The sequence below is a fragment of the Flavobacterium aquaticum genome (genome assembly GCF_003259835.1).
Taxonomy (GTDB): domain Bacteria; phylum Bacteroidota; class Bacteroidia; order Flavobacteriales; family Flavobacteriaceae; genus Flavobacterium; species Flavobacterium aquaticum.
In genome coordinates, this window is sequence record NZ_QLMI01000007.1 from 1 (window position 1) to 15959 (window position 15959).

The 15959-nt window shown below is 32.3% G+C and carries 18 protein-coding genes; 6 read left to right on the plus strand and 12 right to left on the minus strand.

Going from position 1 to position 15959, the window contains the following annotated elements; all coding sequences use genetic code 11:
- Positions 1-94: 94 nt before the first annotated feature.
- The 5 genes from B0I03_RS10805 to B0I03_RS10825 all read right to left on the minus strand — a co-directional run bounded on the left by B0I03_RS10805 (position 95) and on the right by B0I03_RS10825 (position 3283).
- Positions 95-1135, minus strand: coding sequence for an ATP-grasp domain-containing protein (locus B0I03_RS10805; RefSeq protein ID WP_111567457.1), 1041 nt, complete (start codon positions 1133-1135; stop codon positions 95-97).
- A 2-nt stretch (positions 1136-1137) separates the two neighbouring features.
- Entirely contained in the window at positions 1138-1812 is a 675-nt protein-coding gene (locus B0I03_RS10810) for an NRDE family protein (RefSeq protein WP_111567458.1), read from the minus strand.
- Positions 1800-2288, minus strand: coding sequence for a DinB family protein (locus B0I03_RS10815; RefSeq protein ID WP_111567613.1), 489 nt, complete (start codon positions 2286-2288; stop codon positions 1800-1802). Before B0I03_RS10815 ends, B0I03_RS10810 begins: the two co-directional genes overlap by 13 nt.
- Positions 2289-2292: 4 nt before the next feature.
- On the minus strand, positions 2293-2769 hold the full coding sequence (gene msrB, locus B0I03_RS10820) for a peptide-methionine (R)-S-oxide reductase MsrB (RefSeq protein ID WP_111567614.1): 477 nt from the start codon (positions 2767-2769) through the stop codon (positions 2293-2295).
- A gap of 70 nt (positions 2770-2839) precedes the next feature.
- Entirely contained in the window at positions 2840-3283 is a 444-nt protein-coding gene (locus tag B0I03_RS10825; RefSeq protein WP_111567459.1) for a DUF4268 domain-containing protein, read from the minus strand.
- Between the two features lie 70 nt (positions 3284-3353).
- On the opposite strand from B0I03_RS10825, the gene B0I03_RS10830 reads away from it, so the two are divergent.
- Together B0I03_RS10830 and B0I03_RS10835 are read left to right on the plus strand one after the other, a co-directional pair.
- On the plus strand, positions 3354-4007 hold the full coding sequence (locus B0I03_RS10830) for an NUDIX hydrolase (protein WP_111567460.1): 654 nt from the start codon (positions 3354-3356) through the stop codon (positions 4005-4007).
- 105 nt (positions 4008-4112) lie between these two features.
- Complete coding sequence (locus B0I03_RS10835) at positions 4113-4922, plus strand: lysophospholipid acyltransferase family protein (protein ID WP_111567461.1); 810 nt, start codon at positions 4113-4115, stop codon at positions 4920-4922.
- Positions 4923-4964: 42 nt separating this feature from the next.
- On the opposite strand, the gene B0I03_RS10840 is transcribed toward B0I03_RS10835, so the two are convergent.
- From B0I03_RS10840 to B0I03_RS10850, 3 genes are read right to left on the minus strand one after another with little or no spacing between them, the layout of a single operon-like run.
- On the minus strand, positions 4965-5819 hold the full coding sequence (locus tag B0I03_RS10840) for a TraB/GumN family protein (RefSeq protein WP_111567462.1): 855 nt from the start codon (positions 5817-5819) through the stop codon (positions 4965-4967).
- Entirely contained in the window at positions 5819-6460 is a 642-nt protein-coding gene (locus B0I03_RS10845; protein ID WP_111567463.1) for an ABC transporter ATP-binding protein, read from the minus strand. Before B0I03_RS10845 ends, B0I03_RS10840 begins: the two co-directional genes overlap by 1 nt.
- Positions 6461-6462: 2 nt before the next feature.
- Positions 6463-6957: an RNA polymerase sigma factor gene (locus B0I03_RS10850; RefSeq protein ID WP_111567464.1), complete on the minus strand. Its 495-nt coding sequence runs from the start codon at positions 6955-6957 to the stop codon at positions 6463-6465.
- Between the two features lie 131 nt (positions 6958-7088).
- Here B0I03_RS10850 and B0I03_RS10855 point away from each other — a divergent pair, with 131 nt between their 5' ends.
- Positions 7089-8393: an NAD(P)/FAD-dependent oxidoreductase gene (locus tag B0I03_RS10855; RefSeq protein WP_111567465.1), complete on the plus strand. Its 1305-nt coding sequence runs from the start codon at positions 7089-7091 to the stop codon at positions 8391-8393.
- 52 nt (positions 8394-8445) lie between these two features.
- Here the strand turns inward: B0I03_RS10855 and B0I03_RS10860 are convergent, their stop codons facing one another.
- Positions 8446-9504 carry a DUF3810 domain-containing protein gene (locus B0I03_RS10860; RefSeq protein ID WP_181452385.1) on the minus strand — a complete coding sequence of 353 codons (1059 nt, stop codon included), beginning with the start codon at positions 9502-9504 and terminating at the stop codon, positions 8446-8448.
- A 35-nt stretch (positions 9505-9539) separates the two neighbouring features.
- On the opposite strand from B0I03_RS10860, the gene B0I03_RS10865 reads away from it, so the two are divergent.
- Genes B0I03_RS10865 through B0I03_RS10875 form a run of 3 tightly spaced genes read left to right on the plus strand, consistent with a single transcriptional unit; the run spans position 9540 to position 11649 of the window.
- Positions 9540-9833, plus strand: coding sequence for a nucleotidyltransferase family protein (locus tag B0I03_RS10865; RefSeq protein WP_111567466.1), 294 nt, complete (start codon positions 9540-9542; stop codon positions 9831-9833).
- Entirely contained in the window at positions 9823-10131 is a 309-nt protein-coding gene (locus tag B0I03_RS10870) for a HepT-like ribonuclease domain-containing protein (protein WP_111567467.1), read from the plus strand. The genes B0I03_RS10865 and B0I03_RS10870 overlap by 11 nt, the downstream gene beginning before the upstream one ends.
- Positions 10132-10182: 51 nt before the next feature.
- Positions 10183-11649, plus strand: coding sequence for an aminoacyl-histidine dipeptidase (locus tag B0I03_RS10875; protein ID WP_111567468.1), 1467 nt, complete (start codon positions 10183-10185; stop codon positions 11647-11649).
- A 103-nt stretch (positions 11650-11752) separates the two neighbouring features.
- On the opposite strand, the gene B0I03_RS10880 is transcribed toward B0I03_RS10875, so the two are convergent.
- From B0I03_RS10880 to B0I03_RS10890, 3 genes are all read right to left on the minus strand, one after another.
- Positions 11753-12742, minus strand: a complete 990-nt coding sequence (locus B0I03_RS10880; protein WP_181452386.1) for an AbiH family protein — start codon at positions 12740-12742, stop codon at positions 11753-11755.
- Between the two features lie 136 nt (positions 12743-12878).
- On the minus strand, positions 12879-13430 hold the full coding sequence (locus B0I03_RS10885) for a PepSY-associated TM helix domain-containing protein (RefSeq protein WP_111567470.1): 552 nt from the start codon (positions 13428-13430) through the stop codon (positions 12879-12881).
- A gap of 17 nt (positions 13431-13447) precedes the next feature.
- The gene (locus B0I03_RS10890; RefSeq protein WP_111567471.1) at positions 13448-15682 is read right to left on the minus strand and encodes a TonB-dependent siderophore receptor; all 2235 of its coding nucleotides are present in this window, start codon (positions 15680-15682) and stop codon (positions 13448-13450) included.
- Positions 15683-15959: the final 277 nt, after the last annotated feature.

Below are 15959 nucleotides of genomic sequence, written 5' to 3' on the forward strand. Positions count from 1 at the left end.
AAGCTCGTGTGTAGCAATTGTTTGAGCTCTTACTTAAAATACCTCAGGATTTTAAGTAAAGCGAGTGCGGATAGCCCGACCCTTAGGGAACGCCCTAAAACTCAAGAATAGTATCGTAATGTTTGTGGTGATTTTTAAATTCTTCTACACCTTCTTTAAAAGTCAGGTATTTTGCACCACTTTTATGGTTGTTTTTACTGATTAAATACATGTAATGGAAATGACGAGTGAGTTCTTTCCAGCCGAATAAAAGCGAATGTTTTGGGTCGTACATGTGTGTGGGCTCGCTGATGGCACCGTTGATTTCTACGATTTGAAAGTTTTTTCCTTGTGCTAAATCTTCATAAGAATGGTACATAATGTCCATTCTTCCGAAATGAAAACCATTAATTTGACTACAAATAGTGTTGAAACTTTCCATCATTTCAGAGGTGATTTCGTGACTAGCATCGACAAATTTTGTACCGCGACAATGATTTCCATAAGGAACTAAATTTATGGTTTCTCCTTCGTTTAAAATTGTGTTTAGTTTGTCTTTGTATTCTTCTTCAAGTACTTCTAATTGTAGTAGATAGCGTTTGTCTTGATGAAGTAATTCGCGAAGGGTGTTTTTTCCGTTTCCAGTTAGAATCATGAATTCTTTGGAAACAATTCCGGTTATTTTTCCTGGTTGGTTTGGTAATTTTACGTAGAAAAGTCCGATTTCATTTTCGTACGGAATCAAATCTTGTATTAAAATAGCAAATTTTGCTTTTTTGAGATAATTTTCTAGTTCTTCTGTGTTGTGGATTTTTTTTACGGCAGTTCCTCTTAAACCAATATCGGGTTTAGCAATTAAAGGGAATTGAATATTTTCGGAGTTAATTCTTTCTAAAATAACTTCTAAATTTTCATTTGGGCTAACTAAAATAGTTTTTGGATAATATTGTGGCGGAATCAAATCGTAAATCTCTTTTTTCGATTCCATAAAAAATCCTCCGTTTTTAATTGTTGGATTTGAAGCATTAAAGAAAAAAAATGATCGTGTTCTAATCACATAATACAAGTATTGGAAATAAACAGGCAAATACACTACTTGATATGGCCAATATTCCCAATGGGTTAACTTATGTAGGAAAAGATTCAGTTTTGTCATTTTTATTCGAATAAATCAAGATAGTCCATTTTTATTGTATCGTTTGTAACCTTGCATTGCGTTATACTGATGGTTTTCAATACATCGTTGCGATTAATCTGTAATCCAAATTCTTTATTCTCTGATTCTGTAAATTGATGAAAATGTAAAATTTCTTCTGATGTTGGACAGTTTTTACTTTTTATAAAATCTTGAAACCATTCTTTTCTTTGTTCTCTAATTTCTTTAGAATATAGAGTAGAAGAGGACCAAATATGAAATTGCTTCGCATCAAATTCTGTTGTGCTTTTTTCAGCTTCGTTCCATTGCAATTGCGTTAATTTATTGTTTTCAATTAATACAATTGTGAACGGTTCAATGTCAGACAAATCAATTTTTTCCCAATAATCTATGGTCTTTTTAGCGGTCATCAAATCTAAGACGATTAAACCTCTACTTTTTCGGTATTTTACTTTTGGAATGTGTTTTTCTTGCGCTCCGTTAAGTAGAACAATAATTTTAGTTTTATTGTGCGCTACCCAAGTTCCGCCTGCTTTTGGATCTTTTGGGAAGATTATCTTTTTTCCATCAATTAAATATTCTTGTGGCGAAAGTGCTTTTTCGCGAGTAATTTTTTCATCTCTGTTGGATGTAATTATACAACCTTCAGAAGTTGGAATATATGTTACTGTGCACATTGTTTGCGATATTCTAGTGTTGAAGGCGCTATTCCGAAAGAATCGGATATTCTAATGTGAGGCAAACTATGTAACGCTACTTTTATCAAAGCTTGATGATGAATGCAGTGTTCTAAATTGTAAATCAATTCTCTAAAGTAGTTGGTTTCAAGCATTTCTGTATCACTGAAACAATTGTGTACTAGTGATAATTGTTTGTTCGGTTTATCAAGTTCAAAACAATATTTTTCTAAAATTTTTATGGCTTCTGTTTTATCGGTTTGAAGCATTATATCTCTTTTTCGTTTATCATAATTGATAAGACCATTTTCATAATTATCCAAGAGCGAACCCAAAAGTTCAATACTATGGCGCATGTGTTCACCAATCGTAGCATTGCCCAATTCTGGGAATGACAATGTTATTTCTTCATTAGTTAATTGATGAAGAAGGTTAATGTTTTCAGAGAGATTATTTCTTAAACTTTGTATCAGCATGCCTTTACTTTGTTTCTGGAACAAATTTTATAGAAACCGAATTCATACAATAGCGTTGACCAGTAGTTTCTTTTGGTCCATCATCAAAAATATGTCCTAAATGACCATCACATTTGGCACATAAGACTTCCGTTCTAACCATTCCGTAGCTCAAATCTTGTTTGTATACAACTGAGCCTTTTATTGATTTATCAAATGATGGCCAACCGCAGTGCGAATCAAATTTAGTGTCTGAAGTAAATAAATCATTTCCACAAGCAGCACAAACGTATTTTCCTTTTTCAAAATGATCCCAATATTCTCCCGTAAAGGCTCTTTCGGTTCCTTTGTTTCTTAAAACTTCATATTGCTCAGGTGTAAGCTCTGCTTTCCATTGCGCTTCGGTTTTTTTGGAATTTGAATTCATAGTTTTAGGTTCTTTAGTTTGTGATTGACACGACTGGAATGTGATTACTAAAAGTAATAAAAATAAGTTTTTCATAGCTAACATTTTTTCAAATTTAAGAGTAAGAATTCAAATAAAGTGTTAACAATGTTACAAAGTATTTGAATTAAGTATTGATTTCTAAATCTTTAATATAATCCTCATTTTCATAGAAGAATCGCTCAAAAGCATCCATTTTTTCGGCAAAGAAGTCAAAAATTTCAGGCCAAGTATTTTTGTTATTTATGCTAATTCCTGTTTTTTCTACCCAAACACGACTGATAATTTTTCCGGTTTCTAAATAAAAATTACGTTCAAAAATAACATCATCTAAATAGTCTTCTAAAAGAATGGTTTTTAACGATTCTACTTTCTCATAATATATCTTACGTTTTTCTTCGTCTTTTGGTTCTATATCAAGTAAAACTTGTGCTTTTTTATTGTCAACATAAAATTTGAAGGTTACATCTTTTATTTTTGTATTGTATAACAACCATTTACGCGGATATTCTTCGGCAAATGCTATCCAAAAATCTTTTTTTATCTGTAGTGCTTCTTCTTTACTGAACATATTATTGAATTAGAATGTTATTTTGTTTAAAAAAAAATAGCTACCTTTAAGTTTGCTAAATTGTAATGGTATGCTTTTTAATGATTTTATAAAATATATTCCAAAGATAGAAAAAGAAACCCTTCTTTCTACGGATGCGCATGCAAAAATGGCACCTTTAGAGCGTATTTCTTATTTAAAAGAGGAAAATTATATCGATAAAAATCCAAGGAAAGCAGCGGTCTTAATGCTGTTTTATCCTAAAAATTCGATTACACATTTGGCTTTAATTGTTCGGAATTCGTATCCAGGAGTTCATTCCTCGCAAATAGGTTTTCCTGGTGGAAAAGTAGAAGAATACGACGCTGATTTGGAAGAAACTGCGCTGAGAGAAACGCATGAAGAGGTTGGGATTCATCCAGAAAAAATTCAAATCATAAAGCCGTTTAGCGAAATTTACATTCCGCCAAGTAATTTTTTGGTAGCTCCATTTATGGGGATTTCGCATGAAGAATTAACTTTTATTCCTGATTTGGATGAAGTTAAGAGAGTGTTAGAATTTTCGATTGCCGATTTTTTAGATGAAAAAAGTATCACGAAAGTGAAGATGTCAACGTCTTACGCAACTGATATTGAAGTTCCTGCTTTTATGGTAGATAAATATGTAGTTTGGGGAGCTACTGCTATGATGATGAGTGAGTTAAAGGAGACGATTAAATGTGCTTTGGGTAAATGCAATTTTTAGCGATTTCAAATTATAACGTTATATTGTGATTTTAAGCTGTTTTTCTTTCTAAAATCACCTATTTTACTACTTTTGCGTTCTTGTTTTGTAAAAAATAAAAAAATTATGGGATTATTTAAGAGAAATCCTTTCGGACATATATTGTTTTTAAAGACTTGGTTAATTCGTATTGCGGGTTTTTTAACACACCGTCGTTATCGTTATTTTAACCAATTGCATATTGAAGGCTCTGAAATCATAAGAAGTTTGCCTGATACTAATGTTTTGTTTATTTCAAATCATCAAACATACTTTGCTGATGTTGTAGCTATGTTTCACGTTTTTAATGCAAGTTTAAAAGGAAGAGAAAACAACATTAAAAATGTAATGTATTTATGGAATCCTAAATTAAACTTGTATTATGTTGCTGCCAAAGAAACCATGCAAGAGGGATTATTACCTAGAATACTAGCTTATGCTGGCGCAATTACCGTTGAAAGAACTTGGAGAGCAAAAGGAAAAGACGTAACAGAAAAGAAAGAAGTTAATCCAAACGATACTGAAAATATTAAGATAGCCTTAGAAGACGGTTGGGTAATTACTTTTCCACAGGGAACAACACGTTCTTTTAAACCAGTACGAAAAGGAACAGCTCATATTATTTTACAGCACAAACCAGTTGTGGTGCCTATTGTAATTGATGGTTTCCGTCGTTCTTTTGACAGAAAAGGATTGATGATTAAGAAAAAAGGAATCTTACAATCGATGGTAATTAAAGAACCTTTAAAAATTGATTACGAAACAGCAACGGTTGATGAAGTAGTAGAAATGATCGAATTTGCAATAGAACAACATCCTTCTTTACTAAAAGTAATTCCTGCCGAAGTTCTAGAAGAACAGGCTAAATTAGATGTAGAAAGAAAATGGCGCTATTAAATAAAAAAAGGTTCTGAATTTCAGAACCTTTTTTTATTAGTTTTATTTTACAGCTTCAACTTTGTAACCTTGCTTTCTTAGAAGTTTAATAACTCCTTCTTCACCAGCTAAATGTCCGGCGCCAACACCAAAGAATGTTGGTTTGTCTTTTATAGTTTTAATGATAATTGGAATCCAGTTTTTATTTCTGTTGTTCAATAAAACATCTTGATTTTCAGAAGTTATTTTATTGTCTGAATCGTCCATCATTTTAAGCATACCCTCGATGTCTTTACTTTTATAAATTTCCATCATTTTAGCTAACTCTACTTTGTCTTTATCTAAACCGCTTTTTGCCGTTTTTACTAATTCCTCAGCTTGAATTTCATAGGAAATATTATCAAAAACTTTCATTTGGTCTTCTACTGTTTCTAAACCAAAAACCTCTTCGTTTTGTTCTTTGGTTACTTTCATCAATTCACTTTCAACCGATTGAAATGGACAATCCAGCATTTTTGGATACAACATGGTGGTAATCATAAAAGGCTTAAAGCTATCGAACATCTTCGCAGACATGTTCATATTTTTCTTTAAAAATTCATCTACGGTTTTAAAATCGTCAGCATTTAATAAAGTAGATAATTTTACACCATCTTTCATCATCATATACTTCATCATTTGCATTTGCATAGATTTCTCATCCATATCAAGCTCAAGATATAATTGCTTAGTATTTTCAAGCGCTTTTAAAGTATTTTCATCTAACGTTGCATCGCAAGTAATATGGATAGTTCCAAACAAATACGATTCGTGTTTTAATCCATTCCCAGAGATTTTCCATAACAGACTTTTCTCTAATTCTTGAGAAAAGGATAATCCGGTAACTAAAGTTAAAAGCGAAATAAAGAATTTTTTCATTAGTAGTCTATTTTTTTAAGTTCGTCGTAGTTTTTTTGAAGTCTTCTCATTAAAATGCCATAAAGTAATCTGTAGAATAACCAAATTAATCCAATAAAAACAACAATCACTACAGCATAAACCAAAAGCATGATGCAGTAAAATGTTTTTGGATCGATATTAGAAGATGCATTGTCTATCATTTTATTTATAGAAGGATCATATAAAAATTGAAATATAAAAACAATAATCATCGAAATTGCTGTCATTGCTAAATTATACCAAACATAATATTTCACCGTTTTACGAGTCTTTAAAATGTTTTGCATCAATTGTTTTACATTATCTGTAGTGTTAATGGCTTTGTAGTTTTTGAAAAATAAGAAGATAAAAAACAAGATAACACCATAGCTTATGATAGACATAATAGGCATAAATGTATCTAAATGATATAATTCTAAAGTTTTAAAATATTGATCATCTGCGGTTAAAAACGAAATGCTTAACCATAAAAGTAACTCTAAAACACTGATAATCATAATCCACTTCACAATAGAAGACGAACCTTTATGCAGCATTCCATAAATTTCTTTTTCACTTATTTGATGGAAAGAACCTTCTTGTTTTTTCCAGTCTTTTTTTAATAATTCTAATTCATCCATATTTACGGATTTAATATTTTTTTTAATTTTCCTTTAACACGATTCATTTTTACTCGTGCATTCACTTCACTAATCCCTAACGTTTCTGAAATTTCGGTATAATCTTTATCTTCTAAATACAAAAAAACTAAGGCTTTTTCAATATCATTTAATTCGCTAATTGCACTGTATAAAAGCTTTAATTTTTCTTCTTCCTCAAAGTTATAATCGTCTTGTGTTACTTTATGAAAAGTACTATCAAACTCAATGGTGTCAATACTTCGCTTCTTTTTTCGATAAAGTGTAATTGCTGTATTTAATCCTACGCGATACGCCCAAGTAGTAAATTTAGAATCGCCTCTAAAGTTTGGGAATGCTTTCCATAATTGTATCGTAATTTCTTGAAACAAATCGTTATGCGCATCCTCATCAGTAGTATATAATCGACAAATTTTGTGGATTATATTCTGATTCTCTTTGAGTTGTTTTACGAAAAGTGCTTCCGATTCTGATTTCATATTCAATAAGTAGTCTTTTGAACGAATTTGTTACAAGTTTACTATTTCAAATTTAAAGAATCATTAACTATTTTACGAAACATTCAATTCTTTTTCTTCTTATCTTTGAAGTGATTAATTTATAATGATAAATGAACATACCTCGTAGTAGTTTTCCAAGAATTGTCATCATAGGTGGTGGTTTTGCAGGAATTTCTTTAGCGAAAAGACTTCGCAATAAAAACGTACAAGTTGTTTTACTAGACAAGCACAATTATCATAATTTCCAACCTTTAATGTATCAAGTAGCAACAGGCGGTTTAGAACCTGATTCGATTGCTTATCCAATAAGGAAAATCGTTCAAGAATATAAAGATTTTTATTTCCGATTGGCCGAAGTTCGCGATATTGATGCAGAAAACAATACCATTTACTCCGATATTGGCGAATTAAAATTTGATTATTTAGTTATTGCTACCGGTTCGAAAACCAATTATTTTGGTAATAAAGAAATCGAACGCAATAGTATGGCGATGAAAACGATTCCACAATCGTTGAATATTCGCAGTTTGATTTTAGAGAATTTCGAACAAGCGTTGCTTACCAATGATATCGACGAACGTCATAGTTTGATGAATTTCGTATTAGTAGGTGGTGGTCCAACAGGAGTAGAGCTAGCAGGTGCTTTAGCCGAAATGAAAAAAGCAATTCTTCCAAAAGATTATCCCGATTTGGATGTTCGAAAAATGGAAATCAATCTAATTCAAGGAAGCGACAGAGTTTTAGATTCGATGAGTGAAAATGCTTCCGAGAAAGCAGAAAAATTTCTGTTAGATTTAGGAGTAAGCGTTTGGAAAAACGTTCGTGTAACAGGTTACGATGGAAAAACGGTTACTACCAATTCCGATTTGTCTTTTGATTCGGCAACGGTGATTTGGACAGCCGGAGTGCAAGGTGCTTTGCCTCATGGTTTAAAAGCCGATAGTTTTATCAAAAATGTAAACCGAATCAAGGTGAACCAATTCAATCAAGTAGAAGGTTATGAACATTTATTTGCAATTGGCGATATTGCCGTAATGGCTCTAGAAAATTACCCACAAGGACATCCTATGATGGCGCAACCTGCGATGCAACAAGGACGATTATTAGCCGATAATTTAATTAAAATCATTAATAAAAAAGCACCTAAACCATTCGAATACAAAGACAAAGGCTCGATGGCAACGATAGGAAGAAACAAAGCGGTTGTCGATTTGCCAAAATTCAAATTCAGTGGTGTTTTTGCTTGGTTTGTTTGGATGTTTGTGCATTTGTTTTCGCTAATAGGATTCAAAAATAAAGCCGTAGTTTTCTTAAATTGGGTTTACAATTACATTCGCTTTGATAGAGAAGCAAGGTTAATTATGCGTCCATATAAAAAGAGAAATCAAGTTAGTTTTACGAGTGATGAAGTTTGATTTTAGTGATAAGTGAAAAGTAATTAGTAATTAGTAAAAAGCTTATCACTATTTACTTTTTACTTATCACTTCTCCATACCCAATCGCCAATCCCACAAATTTATTATACCCTTCCATGCCGTCTTTTTGTTGGTTTGCTTTTAAGAAATTGTCGTAGAAATATTCGAAAAAGGTATTGATTGGTGTTTGGTATTGGTTCCAAAAGATTTTATTTTCATCAAAGTTTTTCAAAACTCCTTTGTTGATTTTTTTTATGTAAACATCCGAACTTCCTTCTTGCATCATCTCCAAATTATGTAATGCATAGCGCAACGCAAAACTGTATGCCGAATATTGGAAATACAAGTCATCATTTTTGGAAGCCGTTACAAATCCGATGAAATTGCATTCACTTTCGCTTCCAATTCCCGTTTGATGTGCCATTTCGTGGCAAGTGGTTAAAGGTGAAGTATATTTTGGTTTTAAATAATTCACTTGTGCTTCATTGGTAAACGGATTCAAATACCCACCAAATCCCATATAACTCAACGGATAACTAAATAACGATGATTTGATACTTTTTACTTCGTAACGGAATTCTTCTAAATCTGTTGGGATGTTTTGGTATCCTTTCAAAGCCAAATTATAAATTTCTTCATCCGAATACGGAATCACAACGGCAACCGAATCATTTTTAGTGATTTGCAATTGTAGAGCATTGGTTTTTACCAACGTTTTTTCAATAAAAACTTTCAATTGATCTACCGAATATTCTTTTTCAATCTGTAATTTTTCATGCAACGGAATTCTGTAATAGTTCATTCCCCAAAGCAAATGAAAGAAAAAATAAAACACCGAAACCCAACTCAATATCGCTAATCCGTTATTTTTCCATTCTTTAAAAAATCCGATTCGATGTTTCCAAATCCAACGCAATAAAAGTAAAATCAGTATGAAATAGATGACATCGCCAACCGAAAACGGCAACCAACCGAATACTTTTCTCGATACAAAAGCCAATTTCGGATAAAAACCTTTGCTGTACCAATTTTCTACAAAATCAGGAAACAAACCAATCGTTTTCACTACGATGATTTGGATAATTAGGCTAAAAGCAATAATTTTTTTCATATCGTAAATATAAAAACTCTTCTTATATTTGTAGTATGCAATTAGGAAAATCTCAAATATTAAAAATCTCAAACTATTTCAAAACAAAACCCGTTTTGAAAGCGTATCTTTTTGGCTCTTATGTAAGAAATGAGGCTGAAAATGATAGCGATGTAGATTTGTTAGTTGAATTAGATTATTCTGAAAGAATTGGACTTCAATTTGTTCAAATGAAATTCGATTTAGAACAATTATTAGGTAAAAAAGTCGATTTGGTTTCTTCAAATGCTGTTTCTAAATATATAAAACCCATCATTGACAGCGAAAAAACATTGATTTATGCCAAGTAATCCCAAAGATTTTATAAGATTACAGCATATTTTTGATGCAATTGAAGAAATTGAAAAATACACTTCAGATGTTAGCTTTTCTGATTTTGAACAAAATTCAATGATGTTACATGCTTCTGTTAGACAACTTGAAATTATTGGAGAAGCTTCAAATCATTTATCAAAAGAAATAATAGCTACTTATCAAACTATTGAATGGAAACAAATTATCGGTTTTCGAAATTTACTAATTCACGAATATTTTGGAGTAGATATTGCCGTAGTTTGGAATGTAATTCAATTTGATTTACACATTTGAAAAACGAGATTATCATAATTATATCAGATTTAAAAAATAATAAATAAAACAATGAGCCAAGAAATAAGAAATTTAGAGCCAAAAGCACTTTGGAACAAATTTGCCGATTTGAATGCCGTACCGCGTCCATCTAAGAAAGAAGAGCGTGTGATTGCGTTCATTATGGAATTCGGTCAAAAATTAGGATTGCCAACTGTGAAAGATCATGTGGGGAATGTGATTATCAAAAAACCAGCGACTCCAGGAATGGAAAATCGCAAAACCATCGTAATGCAATCGCATTTGGATATGGTACACCAAAAAAACAACGACACGAATTTCGATTTCGATACACAAGGAATTGAAATGTATGTTGATGGTGATTGGGTTCGTGCTAAAGGAACTACACTTGGTGCTGATAACGGTTTAGGAGTAGCAACCATTATGGCTATTTTAGAAAGTACTGATATTCCACATCCAGCAATTGAAGCGTTGTTTACGATTGATGAAGAAACGGGAATGACAGGAGCAATGGGCTTACAAGGTGGCATGCTTGACGGAGAAATTTTATTGAATTTAGATACAGAAGAAGACGATGAAATCGATATCGGATGCGCGGGTGGAGTAGATGTAACAGCTACAAGAAGCTATAATGAGGAAGAAACTCCAGAAGGTTCAGTTGGTTATACCATTACAGTGAAAGGCTTAAAAGGCGGTCACTCGGGAATGGATATTCACAAAGGATTAGGAAATGCAAACAAAATCATGAACCGTTTGTTATTTGACGGATTTGAGAATTTTGGTCTGCAAATTGCTGAAATTTCTGGTGGAAGTTTACGTAATGCGATTCCAAGAGAAAGTGTTGCGAAAGTAATCATCGCTGCGATTTATGACGAAGCTTTTGTTTTTGATATGCAAGAAATCATCAACGAAATCAAAGCCGAGTTCAAAACAATGGAGCCGAATTTAACGATTGAAATTGTTAAAAGTGATTCAACTCCAGCAAAAGTGATGGATTTAGGCGTGCAAGAAGGCTTGTTACGAGCGATTTATGCAGCACACAACGGCGTTTACAGAATGTCAGCTGATATGGCTGATTTAGTAGAGACATCAAATAATATTGCCAGAGTAATTGTAAAAGATGGCGAAATTTCGATTCAGAATTTAACGCGTTCCTCTGTGGAGAGTTCTAAATTTGATTTAGCGAATGCGTTGCGTTCGGCTTACGAATTGTTTGGTTGCGAAGTTGAATTTGGAGGAAGTTACCCAGGTTGGACACCAAATGTAAAATCAGAAATTTTAGATGTATTAACTTCTATTTACGAAAAACAAAACGGTGCTAAACCAAATGTAGTAGCTTGTCACGCAGGATTAGAATGTGGTATCTTAGGAACGAATTATCCAAACATGGACATGATTTCTTTTGGACCAACGATTCACGGAGCACACAGCCCAGATGAAAGAGCATCGATTAAATCGTCTCAGAAATTTTGGAAGTTTGTTTTGGAAATTTTAGAGAATATTCCGGTTAAGAAATAAGAATATAGCATAAAGATGAAATCCCGAGTTAGCTCGGGATTTTTTTTGTTTTTATTAGCTTTACTTTGTGATCACGAGCGTGACGCTTGCACTAGCTAGGGAATTACTTTTTTAATATTTCTCTAAACATTCCAGTGTCTATGGCTACAAAAATATTATTACTTATTTTTTCAATTTCTTCATTTGACAAATTTGTTTTTTTTAAAAAGTAGTTTGTCATTTTTCTTTTCGTTCTATTGTTTTTATAACCAATTCTTGGAGAAATTACTTCTTCCCCTTTTGTGAAAATAATAATTGGTATATTTCTTTCCTTTAATATATTTCCAATTGATTCCCACCAAATATTGTCTGTATCACCTAATGAGGAACCAAAAATACAAATCATATCTGCTTGTTTAATTTTTGTTTTGAACTGACTATCTATAGTGTGTCCATAGGCAATATTACATTGCTCTTTGATAATAGCTTCCAATACATCAACATTTTTATGAAATTCTTTGTTTTTTAATTGTGAAACATCATTTATTCCTAAAACCATTCTATTATCAACATAGCCATGAATATGTTCTACACTTCTTAAAGTGACCGCATGAGTTTCTTTAACATGATTACCAATTCTAATGTTTTTCTTTTCTTCAATTATTTTTTCAATAATTGTTGTGTAATTGAACGTGAATATGTCAACTGTCCATGCATTGCTAGAAAAATTACTTTTAAATGTATTTATTTTATTTGTATCTGCTACTGGAAGGTAAATTTCCGGTTTTACAAGATTTTCAAAAAATTTTTCTTTATCAACCTCAGTAACGTTAAATTTTGCTTCTTCGTTTTTCAAAAATTCAGCAAGTTGTTCTCCAATATCTTCTATAACTTCATCAAATTCATCGACTGTTTTAAATTCTTCTGTATATTGTCCCAAAGCAAGCTCTAAATCAGACCAATTTTTGTAATTATTTGAAATATTTGTTTTTAATTTATTGACGCTATTCTTTGTTGATTCAAGATTTTTATAAAAATCATAGAAATCTTTATAACTTGTTTTTAAACCAAGATTCAAGTCAAATCCATTTCCGATTATATGTAGTATTTTCAATATTCTATTTTTTTGTCTTATTATGAATTATTCCCATTTCAAACAAAATAGGATTTAATTTTGATTTCCAAATATAATAAAATAGTTACAATTTTCTAAAACAAAAAAGGCTCACTTTCGTGAACCTTTTCGTTTATTAACTCAAAATAATTAAAACTAAGATGGGGAAAATAATTCCGGCTACGGCTAATTTCCAACCTCGGCGTTTAAAAGTGTTTTTGCCGTGGGTTACCATTAAAGTTCCCGTGATGGCAATAAGTATTAAGGAGATTCCAAAAATATCAGAGTAATAAATCCACCAGTTAGAAGTAGTTTTGTGCAACTTCATTGTTTGGCTGATAATTGGTGTTTTATTGAAAGCAACAATTTCACCTTTTCCGGTTTTCATGTCGATTTCTACATCGTGCTTTTCAAACGAAATTTTAAATGTGCCTTTTTTTACGTTATGGCGGCGCATTTTATCATCGATGCCTAATTGTTTTCCTAAGTTTTCAGCGAATTCCTCAGTAATTTGGCTTTCTTCTGGTAATTGTACTTTGATGTTTTTGGTTTCAATCGTGTATTTTTCAGGATGCCAATGTTCTCTGTGGTTCATTAAAATTCCCGAAAAAGCAAACGAAATAATTAATCCTACGTAGAAGTAACCAAAATCGCGGTGAATGTCTCTAACTAATTTTTGTTGTTTCATTTTTTTTAATTGAATTCTTAAAATTTATAACGTAACGAAGTTAAAATTTGTCTTGGAGCAATTGGATTTACACTGTAATTTTCGTGCATCGTATAATTTAACTCGTTGGTAATATTAGATAATTTGCAAAGTAATGAAAATTGCTTCCAATTGTAACCCAATGATACATCAATAGTTGTGTAACCATTAACTGGAATTTCTCTATCCCAAACGTTGTTTGGATATGCAGGATTTACCTGATTGTTCCATCCTCCAACTCGGTCTCCAATGTAGTTTCCAATCGCTCCAACAGATACATTTTTAAACATTCCTGTAGGAACAGTATAGAAGAAACTTAAGTTAGCAGTATGTTGAGGCGTTCTTACTAAACGATCACCTTCTATAAAACTTCCAGTTAATCCAGTTGTTTCTGTATAACGCATATCGTTGTAGCTGTAACCTGCCATAATATTGAAATCGTCAATAGGTTTGTAGGTAATATCCAATTCGATTCCTTTACTAGTAGTTTCACCGCTTAACGCTTTAAGATTTGGATTTGTATTGATGTTTCCGTTTGCGTCAAATTCTGCCGTTTGTACTAAATTGCTGTTTACAATTTGGTATAAAGTAACGTTTGTAGTTAATTTTCCTTTCCAGAATTCGTTTTTAATTCCGGCTTCAGTTTGGTCAATAATCGAAGGTTTTAAAGCTTCGTTATTAATATCTATTCCAGTATTTGGTGTAAACGAGTTGGAATAACTAGAGAATAAAGTAATGCTTTTTGTAGGTTGGTAAATTAATCCCACTTTAGGTGAGAAAGCTCTGTCGTTGCGAATTTTTTCTTCAGTAATTGTGTTGTTAACTTTATTATGAGTTTCTGGTTTTGCTTCTTGGTACGAATAACGAATACCTAATAATGCTTTGAATTTGTCAGAGAACGAAATCAAATCTTGTGCATAAACTCCTAAACGAGTAGTTTCTGTTTTTACGATTCTTGTTACTTCAGATGGCATAATTGGACCATCGTAAGTTGCATCATATAAAACAGGATCAAAGATGTTTACAGGATTAGTTGGATCTCCATAAATAGTTACAGTTACTGGATCGCCATTCACATCTAACACATCAGGATTGAAAAATCTAAACGTATACGCATCGGCATACGAAATTTCTGTATCGATTCCTGTGAACAATTGGTGTTTGATTTTACCTGTTTTAAAGTTTCCTTGTAAACTAATTTGGTTAGCCAAAATTTGTTCTACTGCTTTATTTCTTCCATACGGACGATTCCAATCGCCATTTGCAGCGGGTTGAATACGTTCTGTACCTATAGATTCTCTGTCGTAATCTTGGAAAGAAGAATTAAAATTTAGTTTCCAATTTTTATTGAATTCATGGTTTACCAATATCGAAGCGGTTGCTTGTTTTGTGTTTCCGTTTGACCATTTTGCTCCTAAATAGGCGTTTCTTGGTACATCGGCAATTTCTTTTCCAATAGAACCTGTTCCAAAATCAGGTGTCCAATCGTCGCTTAAATAATCCGCTTGTAAGGTGATTTCGGTTTTATCACTCACTTTAAAAAGTAGGGAAGGGTTTACGTAGTAACGTTCTTTAGTAACATAATCTCTAAAGCTTTCCGAGTTTTCATACGAACCATTGAAGCGATACGCAATCGAATTATTAAAAGCACCATACACATCAGCCGAAGGTTTGTAGAAATTATAGCTTCCAGCTTGCATAGTGAATTCGCCACCGGTTTTAAAGTTAGGTGTTTTGGTTACCATGTTCATAATTCCTCCAGGCGCTACATTTCCGTATAAAAGTGCGGCACTTCCTTTTAAAATTTCTACTTTTTCTAATGAAGAAACTTCTGGAATAGAACCGCTGTTAAAACGGAAACCATTTTTAAACATGTTGTTTGCCGACATATCATAACCTCTTGACCAAAACGATTCTTGTGCGCCACCGCGAGCCGAACCCACATACACACCATTGGCATTTTTAACCACATCACTCAAACGAACCGATTGTTGTTGTTGGATAATTTCTGTTCCAATAACTTGAACCGCTTGAGGTAAATCTTTTTCTTTGATTCCTGCTCTGTTTACTGAAGATTTTGATGGATTGTTTTTTGCGGTAACCACTACTTCTTTTAGTTTTTTTACGGTATCGTTTACGGTAAAATAGTTTTCGCTAACATCATTAGGGTTTTCTTGGGCAATTGCCTGTAGTGAAGACAATAGGACTATAGTTTTTAAAATGTTTTTATACATCTTATTTAGATTTAATTAAAATAATGATGCAAAAATATAAAGTCAAAATGAATTCACAAAGTTTATTTAGATTTATTTTAAATAAAATTTATAACGAATTGAAATTCAAATGGTAGGTTGAAAAGTTTTTTTTAAGAGGTAGGAGATTGGAGAATAGAATAAAGAAGAAATCCCGAGGGAACTCGGGATTCTATTTGTTTATGATTTATAAATTTGCGAGTAGTAATAAACAGTTTTTTGATTTGGTTATTAAGGTCACGCCGGCTTTGTGCTGGTT

Coding starts and splice junctions, on each gene's coding strand:
- B0I03_RS10805 (WP_111567457.1), bottom strand. CDS start 1,135: ATGACAAAACTGAATCTTTTCCTACATAAGTTAACCCATTGGGAATAT.
- B0I03_RS10810 (WP_111567458.1), bottom strand. CDS start 1,812: ATGTGCACAGTAACATATATTCCAACTTCTGAAGGTTGTATAATTACA.
- B0I03_RS10815 (WP_111567613.1), bottom strand. CDS start 2,288: ATGCTGATACAAAGTTTAAGAAATAATCTCTCTGAAAACATTAACCTT.
- msrB (WP_111567614.1), bottom strand. CDS start 2,769: ATGAAAAACTTATTTTTATTACTTTTAGTAATCACATTCCAGTCGTGT.
- B0I03_RS10825 (WP_111567459.1), bottom strand. CDS start 3,283: ATGTTCAGTAAAGAAGAAGCACTACAGATAAAAAAAGATTTTTGGATA.
- B0I03_RS10830 (WP_111567460.1), top strand. CDS start 3,354: ATGCTTTTTAATGATTTTATAAAATATATTCCAAAGATAGAAAAAGAA.
- B0I03_RS10835 (WP_111567461.1), top strand. CDS start 4,113: ATGGGATTATTTAAGAGAAATCCTTTCGGACATATATTGTTTTTAAAG.
- B0I03_RS10840 (WP_111567462.1), bottom strand. CDS start 5,819: ATGAAAAAATTCTTTATTTCGCTTTTAACTTTAGTTACCGGATTATCC.
- B0I03_RS10845 (WP_111567463.1), bottom strand. CDS start 6,460: ATGGATGAATTAGAATTATTAAAAAAAGACTGGAAAAAACAAGAAGGT.
- B0I03_RS10850 (WP_111567464.1), bottom strand. CDS start 6,957: ATGAAATCAGAATCGGAAGCACTTTTCGTAAAACAACTCAAAGAGAAT.
- B0I03_RS10855 (WP_111567465.1), top strand. CDS start 7,089: ATGAACATACCTCGTAGTAGTTTTCCAAGAATTGTCATCATAGGTGGT.
- B0I03_RS10860 (WP_181452385.1), bottom strand. CDS start 9,504: ATGAAAAAAATTATTGCTTTTAGCCTAATTATCCAAATCATCGTAGTG.
- B0I03_RS10865 (WP_111567466.1), top strand. CDS start 9,540: ATGCAATTAGGAAAATCTCAAATATTAAAAATCTCAAACTATTTCAAA.
- B0I03_RS10870 (WP_111567467.1), top strand. CDS start 9,823: ATGCCAAGTAATCCCAAAGATTTTATAAGATTACAGCATATTTTTGAT.
- B0I03_RS10875 (WP_111567468.1), top strand. CDS start 10,183: ATGAGCCAAGAAATAAGAAATTTAGAGCCAAAAGCACTTTGGAACAAA.
- B0I03_RS10885 (WP_111567470.1), bottom strand. CDS start 13,430: ATGAAACAACAAAAATTAGTTAGAGACATTCACCGCGATTTTGGTTAC.
- B0I03_RS10890 (WP_111567471.1), bottom strand. CDS start 15,682: ATGTATAAAAACATTTTAAAAACTATAGTCCTATTGTCTTCACTACAG.